This is a genomic window from Aequorivita capsosiphonis DSM 23843 (assembly GCF_000429125.1).
GTDB classification, from domain to species: Bacteria; Bacteroidota; Bacteroidia; order Flavobacteriales; family Flavobacteriaceae; genus Aequorivita; species Aequorivita capsosiphonis.
In genome coordinates this window covers 114,249-134,119 of the sequence record NZ_AUBG01000006.1, presented here as the reverse complement: position 1 = coordinate 134,119, position 19,871 = coordinate 114,249, and the positions used below count along the sequence as shown (strand labels likewise).

Sequence of the window (19,871 nt, the reverse complement as noted above, 5' to 3'; positions counted from 1 at the left end):
AAACACCTATAAGGAGATTACTTCTACTGATAGGTATAGGAATCGCAATTACACCTTGTAGGAGGATCTGGTCCTCTTTAGGAGCTAAAAAAGTTTAAAAGTTGAGGAGTTTATTAGTTTATTAGTTTAGGTGAAAACTAGGTAAACCCTTAATAAGTTATTCAACATTTTAAAATTATTATTCTCATTTGAGTTTAAAAGATTAATCTTTTCAACACCTAAATACTCTCAACTCATTTCAAAAACTCTACTTCCGCATTTGGATTAAAAAGGTATGTTCTTCCCGTGGCCACCTCCAGACATTCAAAACGTTTTACACGCTGCTTTCCACGTTTAAATATTTTGCCATTATACAATCTAAAATGACTGCCAAATGGTATTTCAAAGATATAATTTTTATCGTTTGGTGGGTCAAACTGTTTTAAAGCCAGAGCCAGAGCGGCGTCGGTATCACTTGAGGCTTTGGGGTTTTTAAAATGACGTGCCAACAGTGGCAATAATTGATTGGGAAAAACTTCTGGTCTTAAATAGGGCAGCATTAATATTTGGAAGGTGCGCTTCCATTCTAACCCATGTGGTTTTATTAACCTACCATAATTCGTGAATGCTTCCAAATGGGCTATTTCATGCACCAGCGTAATTAAAAATCGGTATTTGTTTAAAGATGCGTTCACGGTAATTTGATGCTGCCCATTGGCCATTTTTCGGTAATCGCCGTGTCTAGTAACGCGCTCGTTCACAATCTTCAGGTGAACATTATGTGTTTTTATCAATTCAAAAGCAGGTACCACGGAAGCTTGTGGAATGTATTTTTCAAGAATTTCTGTCATAAATACTATACATGGAGGTTTTAATTCTTCCTTTAGGAGTTCAAAAATACCCAGTAAAGACCAATATAAGGCTGTTTTTATCAGTAAAAAAAAGAAAAAGCATTGGTTTTCAAAAAAATTTCAACTCTCATTTATTTTGCTTTCAAGCATTTATAAAATAGTATTTAAAACAGTTCTAAAGAAGCTTTGAAATTATAAAAGTTCGTTCTATTTTTGCCGCCTATTTAAATTCAGTCTAAATAAAAACAATCAAATAATGAAAATCATTCAATCGCTATTTTTCATCCTATGTGCCCAATTTATGGTTGCACAAGAAGTAGCAAAAATCTCTGGAACTGTAACCGATGTAGATAATAATCCCGTTCCTTTTGCCAGTGTATATATACAAGAATTAAAAAAGGGTGGCGCCGCCGACGCCGATGGTAGCTTTACAATTTCCAATATTCCTTATGGTGAATGGCAACTAACCACAAGTGCCGTTGGCTATAATTCTTCAACAATAGCCATAAACCCAAATGAGCCTATTTTAAGTGGCATTACTTTCCAGCTTACTTTCGACAATGAACTAGATCAAGTAGAAGTTTTTGGAAACCGTAACGATCGTCCAGATAAAATAGAATCCATAACAAGACTACCTTTAAAAACGTATGAGCAGATTCAAAGTATTTCAGTACTCTCCGAAAAATTGATTGAAGATCAAGGTGCGCTAACTATTTCTCAAGCCACTAAAAATGTACCGGGCGTTTATACTTTTGCTACGTATGGCAACAAACGTGAAAGTATGTCCTCCCGTGGGTTTAGAGGGATTCCTATTCTTAAAAATGGGGTTCGCGTAAATTCAGATTTCCGTGGCGTTGGGGTCTTGACCGATATGCAAGGTGTGGACAACATCCAGGTTTTAAAAGGAACTGCTGCTATAACTCAAGGTGTTGCAACAGATTTGGGAAGTCCAGGAGGGATTATAAACATCGTTACCAAAACTCCTAAATATACTACAGGAGGAAGCGTAAGCCTTCGCGGTGGAAGCTACGGACAAGTTAGACCAACCTTCGATTTTTACGGCCCGCTAAACAAAGAAAAAAATCTTGGGTTCCGATTAAACGGAGCATTGGAAAGAGCCGATAGCTATAGAAGTTTGGTTCAAAAAGAAAGCTTCTACTTTAACCCTTCTTTTGAATGGAAAATCGATGACAAAACTAAGGTAACTTTAGAATTGGATCATTATTATGACAGCAGAACGCCAGATTTAGGTACTGTAAACTTGGGCGAGAATGATGTAAATGCTATTTACGACATGCCACATTCACAGTTTCTGGGCTTTGAAAATGACCGTTCCATCACTCAAAATACTACCTATGCCATTCGAATGGATAGAAAGTTAAACGAGCAGCTCACCTTAAAAGGGGCTTTCTATAGCTCTTCTTTAAAGTTGAACGATAAAGGCGCAAGCTTAGGGCAAGTTATAAAAGAAGGGGAAGAATCCATTTACAATGTACGTCAGCGTAGTTACTCCACTTCTACCCGTGATGATAACAACAGCGTGCTACAATTTGACTTGATTGGAGATAATGTTTATACAGGTTCTATAAAACATACTTTCCAGGTTGGTTTTGATTACCGTGCCTCACATTTTAGTACTATGAGCCAATCTGCTGGAGTTGTGGACACTATTAATGTCTATCAAAATATCGCACATACATTGCCGAATGTAACACTCGGTGAAGCTAATATTAGCGGTGGAAAAACAAACTCCTTAGGCTTTGTTGCTCAAGATGTGATTTCTTGGAATAGCTGGTTAAAAACCTTTTTAGGGGCACGTTATAGCTCTACTGAAACAATTTCAGAAGTAGAAAACACACGAAGTGACGCTTTTAATCCATTAGGAGGAATTATTGTTTCACCTATTAAAAATGTAAATATTTTTGCTTCTTACACGAACAGTTCTTACCCAAGAACAGCTTCCCGATTGGGGCAAAATGGAGAGGAATTGGGCAATGAGCGTTACGATCAATTTGAAACTGGTTTTAAAACCACTTGGCTTAATGATAGGTTGCGATTTAATTTAACGCTTTATAAAATCAACAACAAGAATATCAATCTTCCTGTTTATGATGAAACCTGGGCCAATATTCTCTACTACGCAAAAGGTGGAAATGACCAACGTCAAGGGATAGAAGTGGAATTAACAGGACGCCCACTTGAAAACTTAGAATTGATTGGAGGTTACGCCTATATTGATGCGCAGTATAAAGAACATTCCTCCTATGTTTATGGATCAGCACCTTTAAATACGCCAAAACATACGTTTAATGCTTATGCAAACTATTCTTTTAGAAACAATCCTTTAGAAGGACTTTCAGTAGGTGCGGGTGTATATTTTACCGGAGAGCGTCCAATTAACGATTGGTCTTCTGGGCCAGTAACACACGAAGGTATTGTGCCAGGCCAAAAACCATTTAATGTTGATGCCTATACATTGGTAAACTTTCAAGCAGAATACCAGTTCAACAAAAACTGGAGCCTTCAGTTCTTATTGAACAATGTGTTTGACAAAGTAGGTTACAATGCCTATAGAACACGTTTTATTAATCAAACCGATCCAAGATCTTTTGCCGGCGTTTTAAGCTATAATTTTTAATTGTTTGAGTTGTTAATTAGTGAAGGCACGATGTTAAGTCGTGCCTTTATTTTTTAATGATTGCGCGTAGATTTAACCAATGGTTGAAAAGAACCTAAGACGAAAGGACGTAAGACGTAAGACCTTCACTCGGGCATGCCCGAGATCGCAAAATTTAATTAACAGGTGCGTGTAGCCTAGGATTATAAGTAGAAATTAATTGGTTTAGAATTGGTTTTAATGCTTGGGTTTGGAAGCTAACCCGAAGGGTTCAACCCTACGTAATACCGTCTTAAGTATTTTTAGGTTTGTAAACAGGTTCGCCAATATTATTTTAAGGAGCAAGAAAATGCTTTTAAGGCGTTGTACTCGAAACTTGCATTATTTTTCCATTGTAGAATTTATTCCCCGTGAGGGAGAAATCCATTATATATTGTGCCATTTCTGAAGCAGAAAGTGGTGCCTTTAACCCTGGAAAAGCCTCTTCCAGCATTTCAGTTTGTACAGAGCCTAAGGCCAAAACATTAAAGGAAGGTCCAGATTCTTTGTATTCCTCAGCGAGCAACTCCATTAAAGTGATGATTGCGCCTTTGCTACTGCTATAAGCACTGAGTCCTGGAAACTTAACACTTCCCTGTACTCCACCCATACTACTCACGCTCACCACATGTCCTTTCTTGTGCATAAATGGAAGGACGGTCCTTATCAAGGAAGCAGGACCAAAAACATTTACATCATAAGATTGTTTAAATTCTTCGGAAGTGATTTCGGCAAAAGGCTTATTTATCAAATATCCAGCATTGTTGATTAAGACATCAACAGACTGCATTTTTGTTTGAAGGTAACCGCCAAGTTTTACTATTTCAGATTGATCGGAAATATCAAACTCTAAAGCAGTTACGTTTTTCAAATTTAATGCTGAAACGGGTTTTGAATTCCGCGAAAGCGCCAATACATTATAGCCAGCTTCAGAAAAAAGCTTTACCATTTCGAAACCGATACCTCGGGAGGTTCCAGTAATTATTATGTTTTTCATGCTAAGATATTTTATACCTGCAAGGTCTATAAATCCTTACCGGAAGTCTGAAAAATAAAAGACCTCACAGGTCTTTCATACTTCGCATAAAGCTACGAATGACGAAGGAAGACCTGTGAGGTCTAACTCACTTGATTTTCTTATTTACACAAACATCGTGACAGGATTCTCAATATACTGTCGCAGAGTCTGTAGGAATTTTGCTCCTGTTGCGCCATCCACAGTTCTATGGTCACAGGCCAAAGTAATGTTCATGGTATTGCCCACAGCAATCTGCCCATTTTTCACAACAGGTTTTTGAACGATTGCTCCCACGGATAAAATAGCTGAATTCGGCTGATTTATAATAGATGTAAATTCAGTTATTCCGAACATTCCAAGGTTAGAAACCGTAAACGTGCTTCCTTCCATCTCCTGTGGAGTAATTTTTTTATTTCTAGCCTTACCTGCAAGTTCCTTTACCTGTCCGCCAATTTGCGAGAACGTCATTTGATCTGCAAACTTTAAAACTGGAACTAACAATCCTTCATCAACCGCAACGGCAACCCCAATGTGGATGTGTTTTGCGATTTTGGTCACTTCAGGCGTCCATTGGCTATTTACTTGCGGATGTTTTCGCAAGGCCATGGCACAGGCTTTTATTACCATATCATTAAAGGATATCTTGACATCTGGTGCTGCATTGATTGCTTCGCGAGCTGCAATGGCGTGATCCATATCCAACTCTATCGTTAAATAGTATTCAGGGGCGGAAAATTTAGACTCTGCCAAACGTTTGGCGATAGTCTTGCGCATTTGGGAGTTTTTCACTTCCTCAAAACTTTCGGTTCCAACTGGAGCGTAAGCTTGTCCACCACTGGCAGCAGGCTGATAATTTTCAATATCGCTTTTAACGATACGTCCGTTTTCACCACTTCCTTTTACTTGGCGCAAATTGATTCCCTTTTCCTCGGCTAATTTTTTAGCTAGCGGGGAAGCAAAAATACGACCTTCATTTATTGTTTCTGATGTTCCTTTGTCCTCCGTAGCCCCGCCTGCCGGACGGGCAGGTTTGGCAGAGGAGGAACCTTTCTCCTCCGAACTTTTGGTAGCGGGAGATTCTTTTTTATCAGAAGCTTTATCTTTCGAATTTTCAGTAGCTGCAGATTCTTTTTTATCAGAAGCTTTAGCCGAAGATTCTTTTTTGGATTTTTTAGAAATTCCCGAAACATCTGTTCCTTCTGGGCCAATAATGGCGAGCATAGTATCAACTGGCGCTGATTCGCCTTCACCAAGACCAATTTTTAAAAGGGTTCCGGAGTAGAAGGATTCAAATTCCATCGTGGCTTTATCGGTTTCAATTTCAGCAAGAATATCGCCTTCCTCTACTTTATCACCTTCTTTTTTTAACCAAGCGGCAACGGTACCTTCCGTCATCGTATCGCTCAAACGCGGCATATTAATTACCTCAACACCTTCAGGTAGATCAGTTGAGCTAGAATCACTTTCAGATTCGTCGTCATCTTTAGCTTCAGCAGAAGACGATTTATCATCCTCGTTATCTTTTTTATCGTTTGCAGCCGATGATTTTTCTTCTTTGGAAGCATCATGACCTTTCGACTCGTCTTCTTCCGAAGCATCGTTCGCTGAGGATCCGTCAATCAATTTCGAAATATCCTCGTCTTTTTCTCCGATAATGGCCAATAATGCATTTACAGGAGCTGTTTCTCCTTCCTGAATACCAATATGCAATAAGGTTCCTTCATAGAAGGATTCAAATTCCATCGTGGCTTTATCGGTTTCGATATCTGCAAGAATATCACCTTCCTTTACGGCATCGCCCACCTTTTTATTCCAGGCTGCTACCGTTCCTTCCTCCATCGTGTCGCTTAATTGCGGCATTTTTATTACTTCTGCCATCTCTTATAATTTATCTGATAAAAAAGGATAATCTTCCTGTTCGTAAACAGCGTCAAACATTACATTCTTCTCTGGATATGGAGAATCCTCGGCAAATTTTTCGCACTCGGTCACCAAATCCTTTACTCTTTTTTCAATCTTTTTTATATCTTCTTCGTTTGCCCATTTATTTTCATAAAGCTGATGAAGCACGTATGTAATTGGATCCTCTTCCTGCTTTTTGGCAACTTCTTCCTTGGTACGATAATGTTGTGCATCACTCATAGAATGCCCGCGGTAACGATAGGTACGCAATTCCAAAAAGGTTGGGCCATCACCGCGACGCGCGCGTTTTATAGCTTCGTCCATTTCCTTTGCAACCACTTCAGGTTTCATGGCATCAACCGGTTTACAAGGCATTTCATAACCAAGACCGAGTTTCCAGATATCTGTGTGATTTGCAGTTCTAGCTACGGAAGTTCCCATAGCATATCCGTTATTTTCTACACAGAACACCACTGGAAGTTTCCAAAGCATGGCAAGGTTAAAAGTTTCGTGAAGCGATCCTTGACGTGTTGCGCCATCGCCCATATAGGTGAGGGTAACAGCATCACGGTCAAAATATTTATCGGCATAGGCCAATCCAGCTCCAAGTGCAATTTGGCCTCCCACGATACCGTGACCGCCATAAAAACGATGTTCCTTAGAGAAAATATGCATAGAGCCACCTAGCCCTTGTGAGGTACCAGTTGCCTTACCATAAAGTTCTGCCATTACTTTTTTAGGATCCACGCCCATTCCAATTGGTTGTACGTGGTTTCGATATGCTGTAATCATTCGGTCTTTGGAAAGATCCATTGCGTGGAGTGCTCCCGCAAGAACTGCCTCCTGACCGTTGTAAAGGTGCAAGAAGCCCCTTACTTTTTGATTGATATAAACTTGCGCTAGTTTATCTTCAAACTTGCGCCAAAAGAGCATGTTCTCGTACCAGTCAAGATACGTTTTTTTGGTGATTTTCTTCATCTATCTGCGATAAGTGCTCCCAAAGGGGAAAATTATTAAACGGGTAACAAAAGTAGCACTTTATAAGGAGAAAATGCAACTTCCAAATCCCAAAAAACAAATGACAAATAATTTCCAAAAAATAAAAACTCCAAATTCCAAATTGTCTGAAATTTGGAATTTGGAGTTTTAGTTTTGGAATTTGGTACTTTAAGTTTGGCGCTTTCGTTTTAAAGGTATGTCGCATCAAAACCCAGCGGAAGCAAGTCCATCACCTTATTGACTTTTACAATCTTTCCCGTTTCGCCCATAAAGTAAACGGCAATTGGGGCATTTTGTTTTTGCTCATATTCTGCCATAGACTGACGGCAGGCGCCACATGGACCAATGGGTTCTGAGAGCACTTGGCTGGGAGAACTCGCTGTAATTGCCATTGCTTTAATTTCTTGATTGGGAAAAAGAGCTCCTGTATGAAAAATCGCAACTCGCTCTGCACAGAGGCCAGAGGGATAAGCAGCATTCTCTTGATTACTACCTATGGTAGTTTCGCCCGAAGAAAGCTGGATTGCGGTCCCCACCTTAAAACGCGAATAAGGCGCATAAGCATTTTCACGTGCTTGCTGCGCCTTGTTCATTAATTCCTGGATATCTTTTGGAAGTTCTGAAACGGATTCAAAAACTTCTAATTGGATTTCAACTTTTTGTTTCTTCAATAGTTTATTATAGCCCTACAAGGAGATTGCTTCGCTGCACTCGCAATGACGCCTTGCAGATGGTTAAATTTGAGTTGATGAGTTTTGTGTTTATATGACAAGACAATTTAAAGTATGTTCTGAGTTTTTCTCAACTCCTCAACGTTTAAACTCATAAACCTTTTTCCTTAATACTCGTCGTAAGTATCACCAAAGTTAAATGTTAGACCAAAACGAAGCGTTCCGTCCAATGGACTGTTTGCCAATTTGGAAGTAGAAAACAGATACGAAATATCAATATTGATAGCAGTATAACGGAAGCCAGCTCCAATAGTAGCAAACTTTCGTGATCCTTTTACATCACTTTCATTAAAGTACCCCCCTCTGAAAGCAAATACGTCTTGATACCAATATTCAGCCCCTAAAGCCCAAGTTACTTCCTTTAACTCCTCACTAAAGCCATCAGGTGCATCTCCAAAAGATGAAAACATTCCACTAACGAAACTTTCATTATAGTAATCATCATTTCTATCTATTTTACCATCATTATTAGAATCGCTTGGCGTGGGCACTAATAGCTTATTAATTTCTGCAGAAACACCAATTTTGTTGTATTCGTCTAGAATGAAGTCAAATCCACCCCCAAGAGCAAGATTTGTTGGCAGGCTACTTTCTGAACCAACTTCATCATACTTTAATTTGGGACCAATGTTTGAAATATTGAATCCCATTCTCCAACGTCCGTCAAAATCATTGTAAGGAATTTCCTCACTCTGGTAATAACCAGAGATATCCACTGCAAAAGAACTTGCCGCATTAGCATCTTCAATAGATGTTTGCAATTTTAGATCGGAACGTATATATCTACCGGCAACACCCATAGAAAAGCGGTCGCTAAGACGAAGGGAATATGACACATCAAAAAGAAGTTCATTTGGCTTCACGATTAGACCAACGTCATCTGGCGTTTGGCGAAGTTCTATTTCACCTTGGCTGAAATAACGAAAACTTGCTGCAACAGCACTTCTTTCATTTATTCTGTTATAATAGGTAAGGTTACCTAAGAATATATCGTTAACCAATTTACTTAAATAAGGGGTATAGGTTATTCCTATCCCTTGCTTTGAAGTTGAGAATGCAAATTTCGCAGGGTTCCATTGTTGTGAAAATGCATCTGCAGAGGTAGTGACCCCTATATCACCCATACCAGCAGCACGCGGATCTGCACCAATCAAAATAAACGGAACACCTGTTGTGATCACACGGTTTTCAATTCCGGTGTTACCTGCATTATCTTCTTGAGCAACAGATTTAAAAGCCACGAGGCCCAACAAAATTGGAATAAATAATTTCTTCATATTAATTAATTTTGGACAAATATAATTTTAATTTTTAAAGGATGACGAGTTTCTCAAATTTTTCAACTCGCTGGTTTGTTAACGCAGATTTAACGGTAATCTTATATACATAGACACCTTTTCCTATACGATCGCCAAAATCGTCACGTCCATCCCATGTTATTTCTCTTGACAAATAGCTGCCCGACGGCGGTAAAGAAGCGTTTTTGGTCCATACAACTTTTCCAGTAATGGTAAAAACCTGTACTTGTACGTCTAAGGTTTCATCGGGTCTATTGTGATTGAACCAGAATTCGGTATAATTTACAAATGGATTTGGGTAATTGAGTACTTTGGAAATTTCGAGCTTACCGCTACCGGCAACAATAAACTGTATTTCGGCAGTTGATGAATTATTGTAAACATCCCAAGCTTTCAGTTTAAGCGTATGCAAGCCGTCTTCTAAATCGCGAAACTTAAAATGGGTTTTCCCTTTTGTGTAATCGTCAACTTCTGCTTGGTAAAATTCATTGAGTAAAAATGGATTGGATTCATCGCCATCCAAAACGGCGACAATATCATGGCCAATACCACTTGCGGTGTTTATTCCATTCGAATCCTCCAATTTGGCCAGAAGTATAGGGCTGGCATCAGTTATTCCTCCTGAAACAAAGCTTTCATCGTTCATAAAAAGCTGTATCAATGGGCCTTCATTATCTTCAGGAGCATCCTCATTGAGACCACCCACTTTTAGGTCCAGGTTTACACCAGTCTGATCTTCCAAGGCATCATTTCTTTTTGCATAGAGGCTCACTCTACCATTTCCTACTGGAATTTGAATATCCCGAGGCACGACAAATTCAAACTCAAAGCGTCCATTGGCTATACTCGCCTGTCCGTTAAAGAGGCTTTCTCCTAAAGTCGTGAAATCCATAACAACTCCTTGATTATCATTATCCAAGGTTTGACGCATCACATTTTTATCAAAAATCTTAGCTTCTAGTATACCATTATAATCTGTCAACAAAGCTCCCGAGGCACTAACCACCTCACCCTGGAGTTTTATTTTGCTTAAAGCCTTAAGCGTATCCGTGGCCTGATCAATAGGCACTTCATTTAAAGTGGTAAGGCGAATATTTTTCTTCGGAAACGCAAGAGGCATTGCAGGATCACCTATATAAAAAACTACCCGTCTCAATGCTGTTCCCGTTAAATTTTTTGCTCTTCTGAGCCCTTCCGCAGGCGGCACGGGCACATCTCTATCATAACCAAAAAGTTGATCCCCCAAAAGATCATTAAGGTCAACGCCATCATTTATGAATACGGCCCTTGTTGTTGTAACCAATGAAATAGCACCGCCTTCCTTGTTCTGATAGGTCAATTCACCCGCCGTAATACGCAATGGATTGTCAAATTTTGTAAATTCGCAAGTAACGGTTATAAAACAAGGAAGCTTATCTTTATTTTTTAATTCCTGGGCAGCTTCTTTGGTATAGATAGCCTCATGGGCTAGTCCGTCTTCCCCGCCATGACCAAAATAATCGATGATTATCGCGCCAGCCTCGATGGCTGTTTTAATAGCTTCATTGACTTCAGGATATCTATTACCACCAGCAGAAGCCTGTTGTTGAAAAGCATCTGAATGAATTTTTTTTACATTTATAAAGGGTTTTTGTTCTGAAATAGTATTGCCTAGCGCATCTAATTTTGATTGTAGGATAGCTTCAGTCGGTTTGTCAACATCGTCTGAAATTAGCACGAAATTATTTCGCCAGTTGCCATAGGAATTTTTCTCATTATACCTAACAATCTTATCCACCATAGCATTGGCCAAGGAAACATCATCAACCACTATTCTCCCCATGGCTATGTCTAGCCGGTCAATATCGCTTAAAGCAAATCGGTCGTCATCATTTTCATAAGTATTTCCGCCAATAGTACCTTCATTTTCATCCATATTTCCGAAGAAATCATCAGACATAAAGGAATTGCTAATACTAGTTCCTTCTTGTATATGATAAGTAGGAACAATATTGTTATTGTTAAAAAGCCTATTCTTATAATCTATGGAAGTATCGCCCATGATTCCAACATACTTGATCCGCTTTGATGGTGTTGAGGCATTGTAATAAACGTATCTTATAAAGTTGCGGATGGCACTTATTTCCTGTCTGCCCGAACTGAATTCCTCATAAATTCTATCCGTAGTTACTACTTTCACATTAAGGCCTTGCAAGTTTTTATTATGGGTGGCCAAGCGTAAGGCTGGTTGAATCAAAAAGGGCGCGGTAATAATAATGTAATCTACATCTTTAAAATTGCCAGATTCATCATTAAATATAGTTCCCTTTAAATTTTGGTTCTGAACTACCGATTTTGAAATTTTTGTAGGCGTATAATAATCATTGGGATTAATCGCCACATAGTTACGAACTTGACCCAATGTCTGCTTAAAGCTGATGGAAGAAGCACCTTCCCCGTTTTGCTTGGAGGTTATAAAATCAAGATTGGTAACATCCCAAATTTGCGAAAACTGGGAAGCATTGCTAATTTGATATTCGCCAATGCCTGAAACAGTAGCGGCATCGTTAAAGCGAAACGCTAATTGTCCATCGGTACCACTCAACTTTCGTTTTGCCCAGATACCAATATAATCAAGATAGGCTACACTAGATGGATTTCCAGCATTATTATAGGCCAGATCCACTGTAACAGTTTCGTTATTAATCGGCACCGAAGTTTTTAAAAACCCCAATTTTAATAAGCCTTGGTCCCCCAAAGCAGAAAAGTTTATTGGATTTAAGCTTGTGCTGTTTACTGAAACCGCCAAAGAAGTAATACTTTCTGAAGCAGCGGCAGCCTTTAAAACCAATTGTATTGGTTTTCCCGCGACAATGTTTGGAAATTCAAAACTATAACTCTGTTCACTTTCAATATCGAATCGGTTTCCGTACCATTTCCTTCCCAATTTGGTTGGGCTAAACTCATCTTTTTCATGAAACTGATATTCATCAAATTCACTAATATTCAAGGTAGCCGCACCCGTGGGCTCCACCATAGTGCTTATCCGTTTTCCTGCAGCACCATCAGCGGTTACATAATAATAGGAATCATCACTATACGGGTTTAAGTTAGAGTCGTTTTCCCTAACATAGCCTTCCGTATTGGTGCCGTAAAACACAATATAATCACCGCCGTCAAAACTACCATCTTCTTCGCCTACAACTTGAATTGAATTTTCAGGAATATCAAAAAAACGTGTTTTTCTATTAAGGAGCGGTAGTGATTTTCCGCCGTGGCCATAAATTTTAAGATTTCTCGGGTTGATACCATCGGTATTCATTCCCAAACTATTTAGAAAAGACTTATCAATTTTATAAACACCTGTCTTTTCCACTTTAAACTTAAACCATTGTCCTGTTGCCAGTACTGAATTGACAATAGCTGGAGGCGGATTTCGATTTTGTGGCCCGTATCTATAATTTACATCAAAAGAAAGCACTTTTTGGTAGCTACCGTTGTTTTTTATGATGGGTGAAATATTAAAGATAGTCAAGAGCTCATCCCTTGCCATAGAGCTACCAATAGCGTATTCCAAGGTATTTGGTAATAATTCAGGAGACATTCTGCTTAATTCTTCAGAAGAAACCGATCCATAACGAACATTGGTTACCCTAACAGAATTAGGATCTGCAAAAGCACCGTCTTCCCACTGTGTGGTATAACGGACCGTCTCTTTATCCATTTGGATCTTCAGTGATTCAAGCGCCCTATCCGTGGTTGAAACACTAGGTTTATTAGCATTAAAACTACTAGAGGTGCTGGCCTCACCCCAATCTATAATAATGCTTTTTGACTGTGCTCTTCCTAAAAAGGGCATCGCAATCAAAACAAAAAGAAGTATAGCTTTTCTCATTAATAACATTAACGCAGCAAATATACACTTAGTATAGGGCAACAATTTAAACTTTTTCTATAATATGATATTAGGATAATAATTTTAAAACTAATACGTTTGCATACTGGTTGGTCTTAAAACCTTTAGAAGAATCCACAACGCAATTATAATGAAATATTATTGTGTTTTTACCGTTAATTACTATATTGCGAACCCAATTTTATCATATTTGAATCTATGATGTTAAGAAAAAACCTAGCATTTAAGCTATTTATTACAGTAGTAGTGGCCTCACTTTTTGTAGGTTGTAACAAAACCAGAGATTATAAGAACAGCTCCCGTGCTACGGGCTGGAAGATGAACGCCAAAGAAGGTGGCTTCCAATATGACCCCAAGGCCAAAGAACAGGAAACAGGCCCAGGCCTTATTTTTGTTGAAGGAGGAACTTTTACCATGGGAAAAGTACAAGACGATCCCATGCACGACTGGAACAACTCTCCAAACCAACAGCACGTGCAATCCTTCTATATGGATGAAACTGAAGTAACCAACCTTATGTATCTTGAATATTTGGATTGGTTAAAGAAAGTTTTTCCACCTACGGATGAAGTTTACAGAACAATTTACGAAGGTGCTTTGCCTGACACACTTGTATGGAGAAACCGTTTAGGGTTTAATGAAGTTATGACCAATAACTATCTTCGTCATCCTGCCTATGCTGAATATCCAGTAGTAGGAGTTAGTTGGGTTCAAGCTGTTGAATTCAGCAACTGGCGAACTGATCGTGTAAACGAAGCGGCTTTGGAAGGTGCAGGAATCACTTCTCGTAATGCACGTTATGATGCAGAACCTGGGCAAACCTTTAGCACAGAAACATATTTAAATGCTCCAACACAAGCTTATGGAGGTAACGATTCTATTACCCGTGGTGGTAAAAAATCTGAGTCTATGGCTAAAAGAAGCAAAGACAGTACAAACCTTTATATTCAACGTAAAGATGGATTGCTAATGCCATCATACCGACTTCCTACCGAAGCGGAATGGGAATATGCTGCTTTAGGTTTGGTTGGAATCCGTAATTATAATGCATATCGCGGAAAGAAAAAATATCCTTGGGAGGGTCAATACACCCGCTCAGGAAAAAGAAAATCTCGTGGTGACCAATTAGCCAATTTTAAACAAGGAGATGGTGACTACGGAGGAATAGCCGGATGGAGTGATGACGGTGCTGACATTACCGCACAAGTTAAATCTTACGAACCAAACGATTATGGTCTTTACGATATGGCCGGAAACGTTGCCGAATGGGTGGCAGATGTTTATCGCCCCATTGTAGATGATGACTTTAATGACTTTAATTATTATCGTGGTAATGTTTACTCAAAAAACGCCATTGGAGAGGACGGAAAAGTTAAAATAGTAACTAAGGATTCAATAATCTTTGACACCCTAAGTAATGGTAAAATTGTCGCGCGTAATTTACCAGGCGACCTTGTTCGAGTTCCTATCACCGAAGACGACGCTTATTTGCGTACCAATTTCTCAAAAAGCGATAACCGTGATTTTAGAGATGGTGACAAAAGCTCCTCTAGATATTACCAATCGTTCTCAGAAGATGATGATGAAAAAGGCTCGAACCGAATGTATAATTCTCCTGTACAGCACGTTTATGCCGATAGCACTGGAACTCTGGATCGTCAGTATGATAAATCAACAAGCAGAACAACCTTGGTAAATAACGAAGTACGCGTTTACAAAGGCGGTTCTTGGAGAGACAGAGCATACTGGTTAGACCCTGCACAACGTCGCTATTTTCCACAAGATATGGCATCAGACAACATCGGGTTTAGATGTGCTATGAGTCGCGTTGGTTCAAAATCCAAGAAGAAAAAACGTGCAAGAAATTAAGTAAAATATTTTTAAAAAACAGCCCTCCTTAGCATCTAGCTTCGGAGGGTTTTTTAGTATATTTATTTTATGAATATAGAAGTTATACATCAATTGTTTTTAAAAAGTAGCGGGGGTAGTACAGACACTCGCAACATTTATCAAAACTGTCTTTTTTTTTCGCTTAAAGGCGATAACTTCAACGGAAATATGTTTGCCGAGGAAGCTATAGATAAAGGCGCATTAGCCGTTATTATTGACGAAGAGGAATTTCATAAAAATGATGGGAAAACAATTCTTGTAGAAAATGTATTGGTATGTCTGCAACAATTAGCCAGATTCCACAGAGAATTTCTAGACCTACCTATCATTTCTCTTACAGGAAGTAATGGAAAAACAACTTCCAAAGAGCTCATTAATGCGGTGCTTTCCCAAAAATTTAAAACTGTTGCAACCCGCGGAAACCTCAATAATCATATTGGCGTCCCTTTGACCCTGCTTAAAATGGACAAGCATACTGAAATGGGAATAGTAGAAATGGGTGCAAACCACTTAGGCGAAATTAAAATGCTCTCTGAAATCGCAGAACCCAACTACGGGTATATTACCAATTTTGGCAAAGCACATTTGGAAGGTTTTGGAAGTTTGGAAGGAGTTGTGCAAGGCAAGACCGAACTTTATCAATTTCTGAAAAAACACGATCGGAAGATATTTGTAAATGCAGACGATCCCATACAAATGGATAATTCCGAAGGTATAGACCGAATCACTTTTGGGTCCACCGGTGAAGATTTCGACATTCAGTTGGTAGATGGCACAGATCTTCTTGCTATTAAATTCAAAAGCACTGTAATACAAAGCAATCTAGTAGGAGCTTATAATTTTGCCAATCTTTCGGCTGCAATCGCAATTGGGGCTTATTTCAAAGTTTCTTTAGAAAAGATAAAAGCGGGAATTGAAAGCTATGTCCCTTCAAACAATCGCTCCCAATTAATAAAAAAAGACACCAACACGATCTTAATGGACGCATATAACGCAAATCCAACAAGCATGATGGCCGCTTTGGAAAACTTTAAAAAAGTAAAATGCGATAATAAAATAATGTTTTTAGGTGATATGTTTGAACTTGGGCAAGAATCTGAAGCAGAACACCAGAACATTGTAGATTTTTTAAGCGAAGATGAATTCGGAAAAGTATTTTTGGTGGGAAGCCATTTTTTTAAAGCAAAAAACAAAACTTCCTATATCAAACAATTTGAAGATTTCGACGAATTAAAAACAAACATTAAGAATAAGCCCCCAACAAATACAAGGATCTTGATAAAAGGTTCACGGGGAATGGCTTTGGAACGAATTCTGGATCTATTATAAAATAAAAATCTACTGAAAAATCTAGGTTATTGTGGGCCATGTTGGATTCGAACCAACGACTTCCACGTTGTCGACGTGACACTCTAAACCAACTGAGTTAATGGCCCTATTCTATTAAAGCGGAAAAATACAAATAATAATCTCGATAGCTATCGGGACCAAAACAAAAAACAAGTTGAAAAGTTATTTATCAAACTTTTTAATGGGTTTCTTTTTTATCATTCCTCCTTTGGCATCTTTTACCGAGGTCATAATTATAAAAGCCTGACTATCTATTTTCTCTATTTCCGTTTTCAGTTTACTCATCTCTAAACGGGTAATTACGGTATAAACCACATCAACGGGTCTACGGGGATCGCCTTCCTTAGTAAAGCCGTTTTCAGCCTTAAAAATAGTGCAACCTCGTCCCATTTTTTCGATTATAGCTAAGCGTACTTCCTCACTTTTCTCAGAAATGATGGTGATTCCCATAAACTCTTCAATACCGTCAATTACAAAATCGACTGTTTTGGAAGCTGAAAAATAGGTGAGAATTGCATATAAGGCAGTTTCGGTGGAGAGAATGTATGCGGCCGTCATAAAGATAATCACATTAAATAGCATGATGACATTCCCTACAGTAAGACTTGTTTTTCTGCTAATGTATATAGCCAGAACTTCGGTACCGTCAATAATTGCTCCCCCTCTAATGGCAAGACCTATTCCCAAACCTAAAAAGAGTCCTCCAAAGGCCGCTATCAATATTTTATCATCAGTTATTTGCGGAAAAGGAATCAATGCTACGGCTACTGCCAGTAAAACAATACCCAGGACACTCTTTATTGCGAATCTTTTCCCAATAGAGAAATATGCGAGAATCAAAAACGGCAGGTTAAAACACACAAGGAGCAACGAGAGCGAGACTCCAAACAAGCTGTTTATCATTAGCGAAATCCCCGTGACACCGCCATCAAGAAAACCACTCGGCATCAAGAAACCCTTTAGCCCGAAAGATGCTGATAACACCCCGAGAATCAAAATAAATAACTCCGAAATTTCATGTGTTACTTCAACCTCAAGATTGGTGACACTTTTATTAAAGGATTCTGAAGAAGCAGGTTGCTTCCTATTTTTATTACGAAGACTTACTACTTCAATTATAATTCTCTTAAAGAATGGGACCAAAGGCTTTATGTTTAGAGTTTATGAAGATTCAAAGTTAATGCATTTGACACTTTTATAAACTAGGCAAATCTATTTTTAATCAGTATTATCCGAGAAAAGATAAAAGACCGCTTCGTAAAAGAACCAAGAGTCTGCTAAATCTATAGGAATAAAGTGTAAAACACTGAACATTCAGCTATTAAAATTCAAATTGAGCCTCCCTTCCGATAATTTTGCTTTGTATTTAAATAAAATGAAAAGTAGAGTTGTTAATAAGCCAAATGCATCAAAGTCTTTATTGGCCTGATTTTTAGGAAGTCGCGAAAACTTCAACTATACAACAGTAATTTTTAATTAAATATTTCAAATAAATGTTTGGTGAAATTAAAAAGTAACCTATCTTTGCAACCGCTAACAAGAAGGGCGATTAGCTCAGCTGGTTCAGAGCACCTCGTTTACACCGAGGGGGTCGGGGGTTCGAACCCCTCATCGCCCACCAGTTTTTAAAAAACCGAAGTGAAAACTTCGGTTTTTTTATTATGAATTATTACACTTACATCCTATATTCCGCCAAACTCAATAGATACTATATTGGGTCAACCGAAAATGTTTCAACACGGCTCAAGGAGCATTTGTGGAAACATAAGGGGTTTACTGCCAAAGCCAAGGATTGGGAACTCAAATATTCCGAAATATTTGAAACAAAAATGGAGGCTAGAAAGCGCGAAACGCAAATGAAAAAATGGAAGAGTCGGATAATGCTTGAGAAATTGATACATTCACAGTTATAGCTAACTTGGTACAGAGCATCCCGAATTAACTTCGGGAGGGTCGGGGGTTCGAACCTTCCGAAGTTAATTCGGAACAGGCTCTCATCGCCCACCAGTTTTTAAAAACCGAAGTGAAAACTTCGGTTTTTTTATTTTATAAAATCTTGTTTAAAGCACTTCTGCTACTACAAAAGTACTTCCTCCAACAAACACAAGATCATCTACAGAGGCTGCATCTACAGCCGCATTATAAGCGCTTAGCACCGAAATATAGTCATCACCTACCAAGCCAAATCCTCTGGCCTGGGAAAATAAAAGTGACGCGTCCAAACCACGTGGAATATTTGGCTTACAGAAATAATAGATCGCGTCTGTTGGAAACAAAGGTAGAATGGAAGCTAAATCCTTATCGCTTACAACGCCTAAAACAATATGCAGCGTCTTATACGCTTCTTTGCTTATTTGCTCCATAACCAAGCGCAATCCCTCTTTGTTATGACCTGTATCGCAAACTACTTTAGGCTTTGTTCTTAAAACCTGCCAACGCCCCATTAAACCAGTATTTCTTACGGTATTCAGCAAGCCTTTATTCATGTTTTCTTCGGAAATGTTCCAATCTTTCTTTTGAAGGATATTCAGCGTCGCCAAAACGGTTTTTAAGTTCCTTTGCTGATAAATTCCCTTTAAATCTGTAGTATAACAACTTGCATCGAAATTTTCAGCAAAAGTTATAGGCGCATTGCTTTCCGAAGCAATCCGTTCAAAAACAATTTTGGTTTCCGGTAATGATTCACCGATAACAACGGGAACCTTTTCTTTTATAATACCAGCTTTTTCTGCGGCAACCTTTTCTAAAGTATCTCCTAAAAATTGCGTGTGGTCCAAGCCAATATTTGTGATTACAGATACTTCTGGAGTTATAATATTGGTGCTGTCCAACCTTCCTCCCATTCCAACTTCAATAATCGCAATATCCACTTTTTCTTTTCTGAAAAAATCGAATGCCAATCCTACGGTCATTTCGAAAAATGAAACCTGATTGCTTTCAAAAAATGGTTTGTGCATTGCTACGAATTCAGAAACAGCTTTTTCTGGAATCATTTCGCCATTAATCTTTATTCGTTCACGAAAATCCTTTAAATGCGGAGAAGTATAAAGTCCAGTTTTATAACCCGCTTCCTGAAACACGGAAGCTAACATATGGCTGGTACTGCCTTTTCCATTGGTGCCAGCAACGTGAACACTTTTAAAGTTATTTTCAGGGTTTTTTAAATAGTTGGCAAGATTTGTTGTGGCAGAAAGATCTGCTTTATAGGCGGATTGTCCCACTCTTTGGTACATGGGTAACTGTGCAAAAAGCCACGCTATGGTTTCTGGATAATTGATAGAAGTGAAGTTTAATGAATTGCA

General features: G+C 38.7%; 13 protein-coding genes and 2 tRNA genes. 5 read left to right on the top strand and 10 right to left on the bottom strand.

The window, feature by feature from the left end; all coding sequences use genetic code 11:
* Nucleotides 1–233: 233 nt before the first annotated feature.
* The gene (locus G440_RS0105070) at nucleotides 234–830 is read right to left on the bottom strand and encodes a SprT-like domain-containing protein (RefSeq protein WP_026450310.1); all 597 of its coding nucleotides are present in this window, start codon (nucleotides 828–830) and stop codon (nucleotides 234–236) included.
* A 256-nt stretch (nucleotides 831–1,086) separates the two neighbouring features.
* On the opposite strand from G440_RS0105070, the gene G440_RS0105060 reads away from it, so the two are divergent.
* Complete coding sequence (locus G440_RS0105060; RefSeq protein ID WP_026450308.1) at nucleotides 1,087–3,468, top strand: TonB-dependent receptor; 2,382 nt, start codon at nucleotides 1,087–1,089, stop codon at nucleotides 3,466–3,468.
* Nucleotides 3,469–3,802: 334 nt separating this feature from the next.
* On the opposite strand, the gene G440_RS0105055 is transcribed toward G440_RS0105060, so the two are convergent.
* The 6 genes from G440_RS0105055 to porU form a co-directional block, all read right to left on the bottom strand.
* On the bottom strand, nucleotides 3,803–4,483 hold the full coding sequence (locus G440_RS0105055) for an SDR family NAD(P)-dependent oxidoreductase (protein WP_026450307.1): 681 nt from the start codon (nucleotides 4,481–4,483) through the stop codon (nucleotides 3,803–3,805).
* A 144-nt stretch (nucleotides 4,484–4,627) separates the two neighbouring features.
* A complete protein-coding gene (locus G440_RS0105050; RefSeq protein WP_026450306.1) occupies nucleotides 4,628–6,382 on the bottom strand; it encodes a pyruvate dehydrogenase complex dihydrolipoamide acetyltransferase in 1,755 nt (584 codons plus the stop codon).
* Nucleotides 6,383–6,385: 3 nt separating this feature from the next.
* Nucleotides 6,386–7,384, bottom strand: a complete 999-nt coding sequence (gene pdhA, locus G440_RS0105045) for a pyruvate dehydrogenase (acetyl-transferring) E1 component subunit alpha (protein ID WP_026450305.1) — start codon at nucleotides 7,382–7,384, stop codon at nucleotides 6,386–6,388.
* A 209-nt stretch (nucleotides 7,385–7,593) separates the two neighbouring features.
* Entirely contained in the window at nucleotides 7,594–8,076 is a 483-nt protein-coding gene (gene cdd, locus G440_RS0105035; RefSeq protein WP_026450304.1) for a cytidine deaminase, read from the bottom strand.
* Nucleotides 8,077–8,243: 167 nt separating this feature from the next.
* Entirely contained in the window at nucleotides 8,244–9,413 is a 1,170-nt protein-coding gene (gene porV, locus G440_RS0105030; protein ID WP_026450303.1) for a type IX secretion system outer membrane channel protein PorV, read from the bottom strand.
* 34 nt (nucleotides 9,414–9,447) lie between these two features.
* Complete coding sequence (gene porU / locus G440_RS0105025; protein WP_026450302.1) at nucleotides 9,448–13,308, bottom strand: type IX secretion system sortase PorU; 3,861 nt, start codon at nucleotides 13,306–13,308, stop codon at nucleotides 9,448–9,450.
* A gap of 222 nt (nucleotides 13,309–13,530) precedes the next feature.
* Between porU and gldJ the strand changes: the two genes are divergently transcribed.
* Both gldJ and G440_RS0105015 read left to right on the top strand, forming a co-directional pair.
* On the top strand, nucleotides 13,531–15,198 hold the full coding sequence (gene gldJ, locus G440_RS0105020) for a gliding motility lipoprotein GldJ (protein WP_084426616.1): 1,668 nt from the start codon (nucleotides 13,531–13,533) through the stop codon (nucleotides 15,196–15,198).
* A gap of 69 nt (nucleotides 15,199–15,267) precedes the next feature.
* Nucleotides 15,268–16,548, top strand: a complete 1,281-nt coding sequence (locus G440_RS0105015) for a UDP-N-acetylmuramoyl-tripeptide--D-alanyl-D-alanine ligase (protein ID WP_026450300.1) — start codon at nucleotides 15,268–15,270, stop codon at nucleotides 16,546–16,548.
* 32 nt (nucleotides 16,549–16,580) lie between these two features.
* On the opposite strand, the gene G440_RS0105010 is transcribed toward G440_RS0105015, so the two are convergent.
* Nucleotides 16,581–16,655 (bottom strand) — tRNA-Val (locus G440_RS0105010).
* Between the two features lie 76 nt (nucleotides 16,656–16,731).
* Entirely contained in the window at nucleotides 16,732–17,712 is a 981-nt protein-coding gene (locus G440_RS0105005; RefSeq protein ID WP_026450299.1) for a YitT family protein, read from the bottom strand.
* Between the two features lie 400 nt (nucleotides 17,713–18,112).
* Between G440_RS0105005 and G440_RS0105000 the strand changes: the two genes are divergently transcribed.
* A tRNA-Val gene (locus G440_RS0105000) sits at nucleotides 18,113–18,190 on the top strand.
* Nucleotides 18,191–18,230: 40 nt separating this feature from the next.
* Entirely contained in the window at nucleotides 18,231–18,482 is a 252-nt protein-coding gene (locus G440_RS0104995; protein WP_026450298.1) for a GIY-YIG nuclease family protein, read from the top strand.
* A gap of 147 nt (nucleotides 18,483–18,629) precedes the next feature.
* Here G440_RS0104995 and G440_RS0104990 read toward each other — a convergent pair whose 3' ends face one another.
* Nucleotides 18,630–19,847, bottom strand: a complete 1,218-nt coding sequence (locus G440_RS0104990; RefSeq protein WP_026450297.1) for a bifunctional folylpolyglutamate synthase/dihydrofolate synthase — start codon at nucleotides 19,845–19,847, stop codon at nucleotides 18,630–18,632.
* Between the last annotated feature and the right edge of the window lie 24 nt (nucleotides 19,848–19,871).

Excerpts from the sequence above, each read along its gene's own strand:
- G440_RS0105070 (WP_026450310.1), bottom strand. The coding sequence starts at position 830 with ATGACAGAAATTCTTGAAAAATACATTCCACAAGCTTCCGTGGTACCT.
- G440_RS0105060 (WP_026450308.1), top strand. The coding sequence starts at position 1,087 with ATGAAAATCATTCAATCGCTATTTTTCATCCTATGTGCCCAATTTATG.
- G440_RS0105055 (WP_026450307.1), bottom strand. The coding sequence starts at position 4,483 with ATGAAAAACATAATAATTACTGGAACCTCCCGAGGTATCGGTTTCGAA.
- G440_RS0105050 (WP_026450306.1), bottom strand. The coding sequence starts at position 6,382 with ATGGCAGAAGTAATAAAAATGCCGCAATTAAGCGACACGATGGAGGAA.
- pdhA (WP_026450305.1), bottom strand. The coding sequence starts at position 7,384 with ATGAAGAAAATCACCAAAAAAACGTATCTTGACTGGTACGAGAACATG.
- porV (WP_026450303.1), bottom strand. The coding sequence starts at position 9,413 with ATGAAGAAATTATTTATTCCAATTTTGTTGGGCCTCGTGGCTTTTAAA.
- porU (WP_026450302.1), bottom strand. The coding sequence starts at position 13,308 with ATGAGAAAAGCTATACTTCTTTTTGTTTTGATTGCGATGCCCTTTTTA.
- gldJ (WP_084426616.1), top strand. The coding sequence starts at position 13,531 with ATGTTAAGAAAAAACCTAGCATTTAAGCTATTTATTACAGTAGTAGTG.
- G440_RS0105015 (WP_026450300.1), top strand. The coding sequence starts at position 15,268 with ATGAATATAGAAGTTATACATCAATTGTTTTTAAAAAGTAGCGGGGGT.
- G440_RS0104995 (WP_026450298.1), top strand. The coding sequence starts at position 18,231 with ATGAATTATTACACTTACATCCTATATTCCGCCAAACTCAATAGATAC.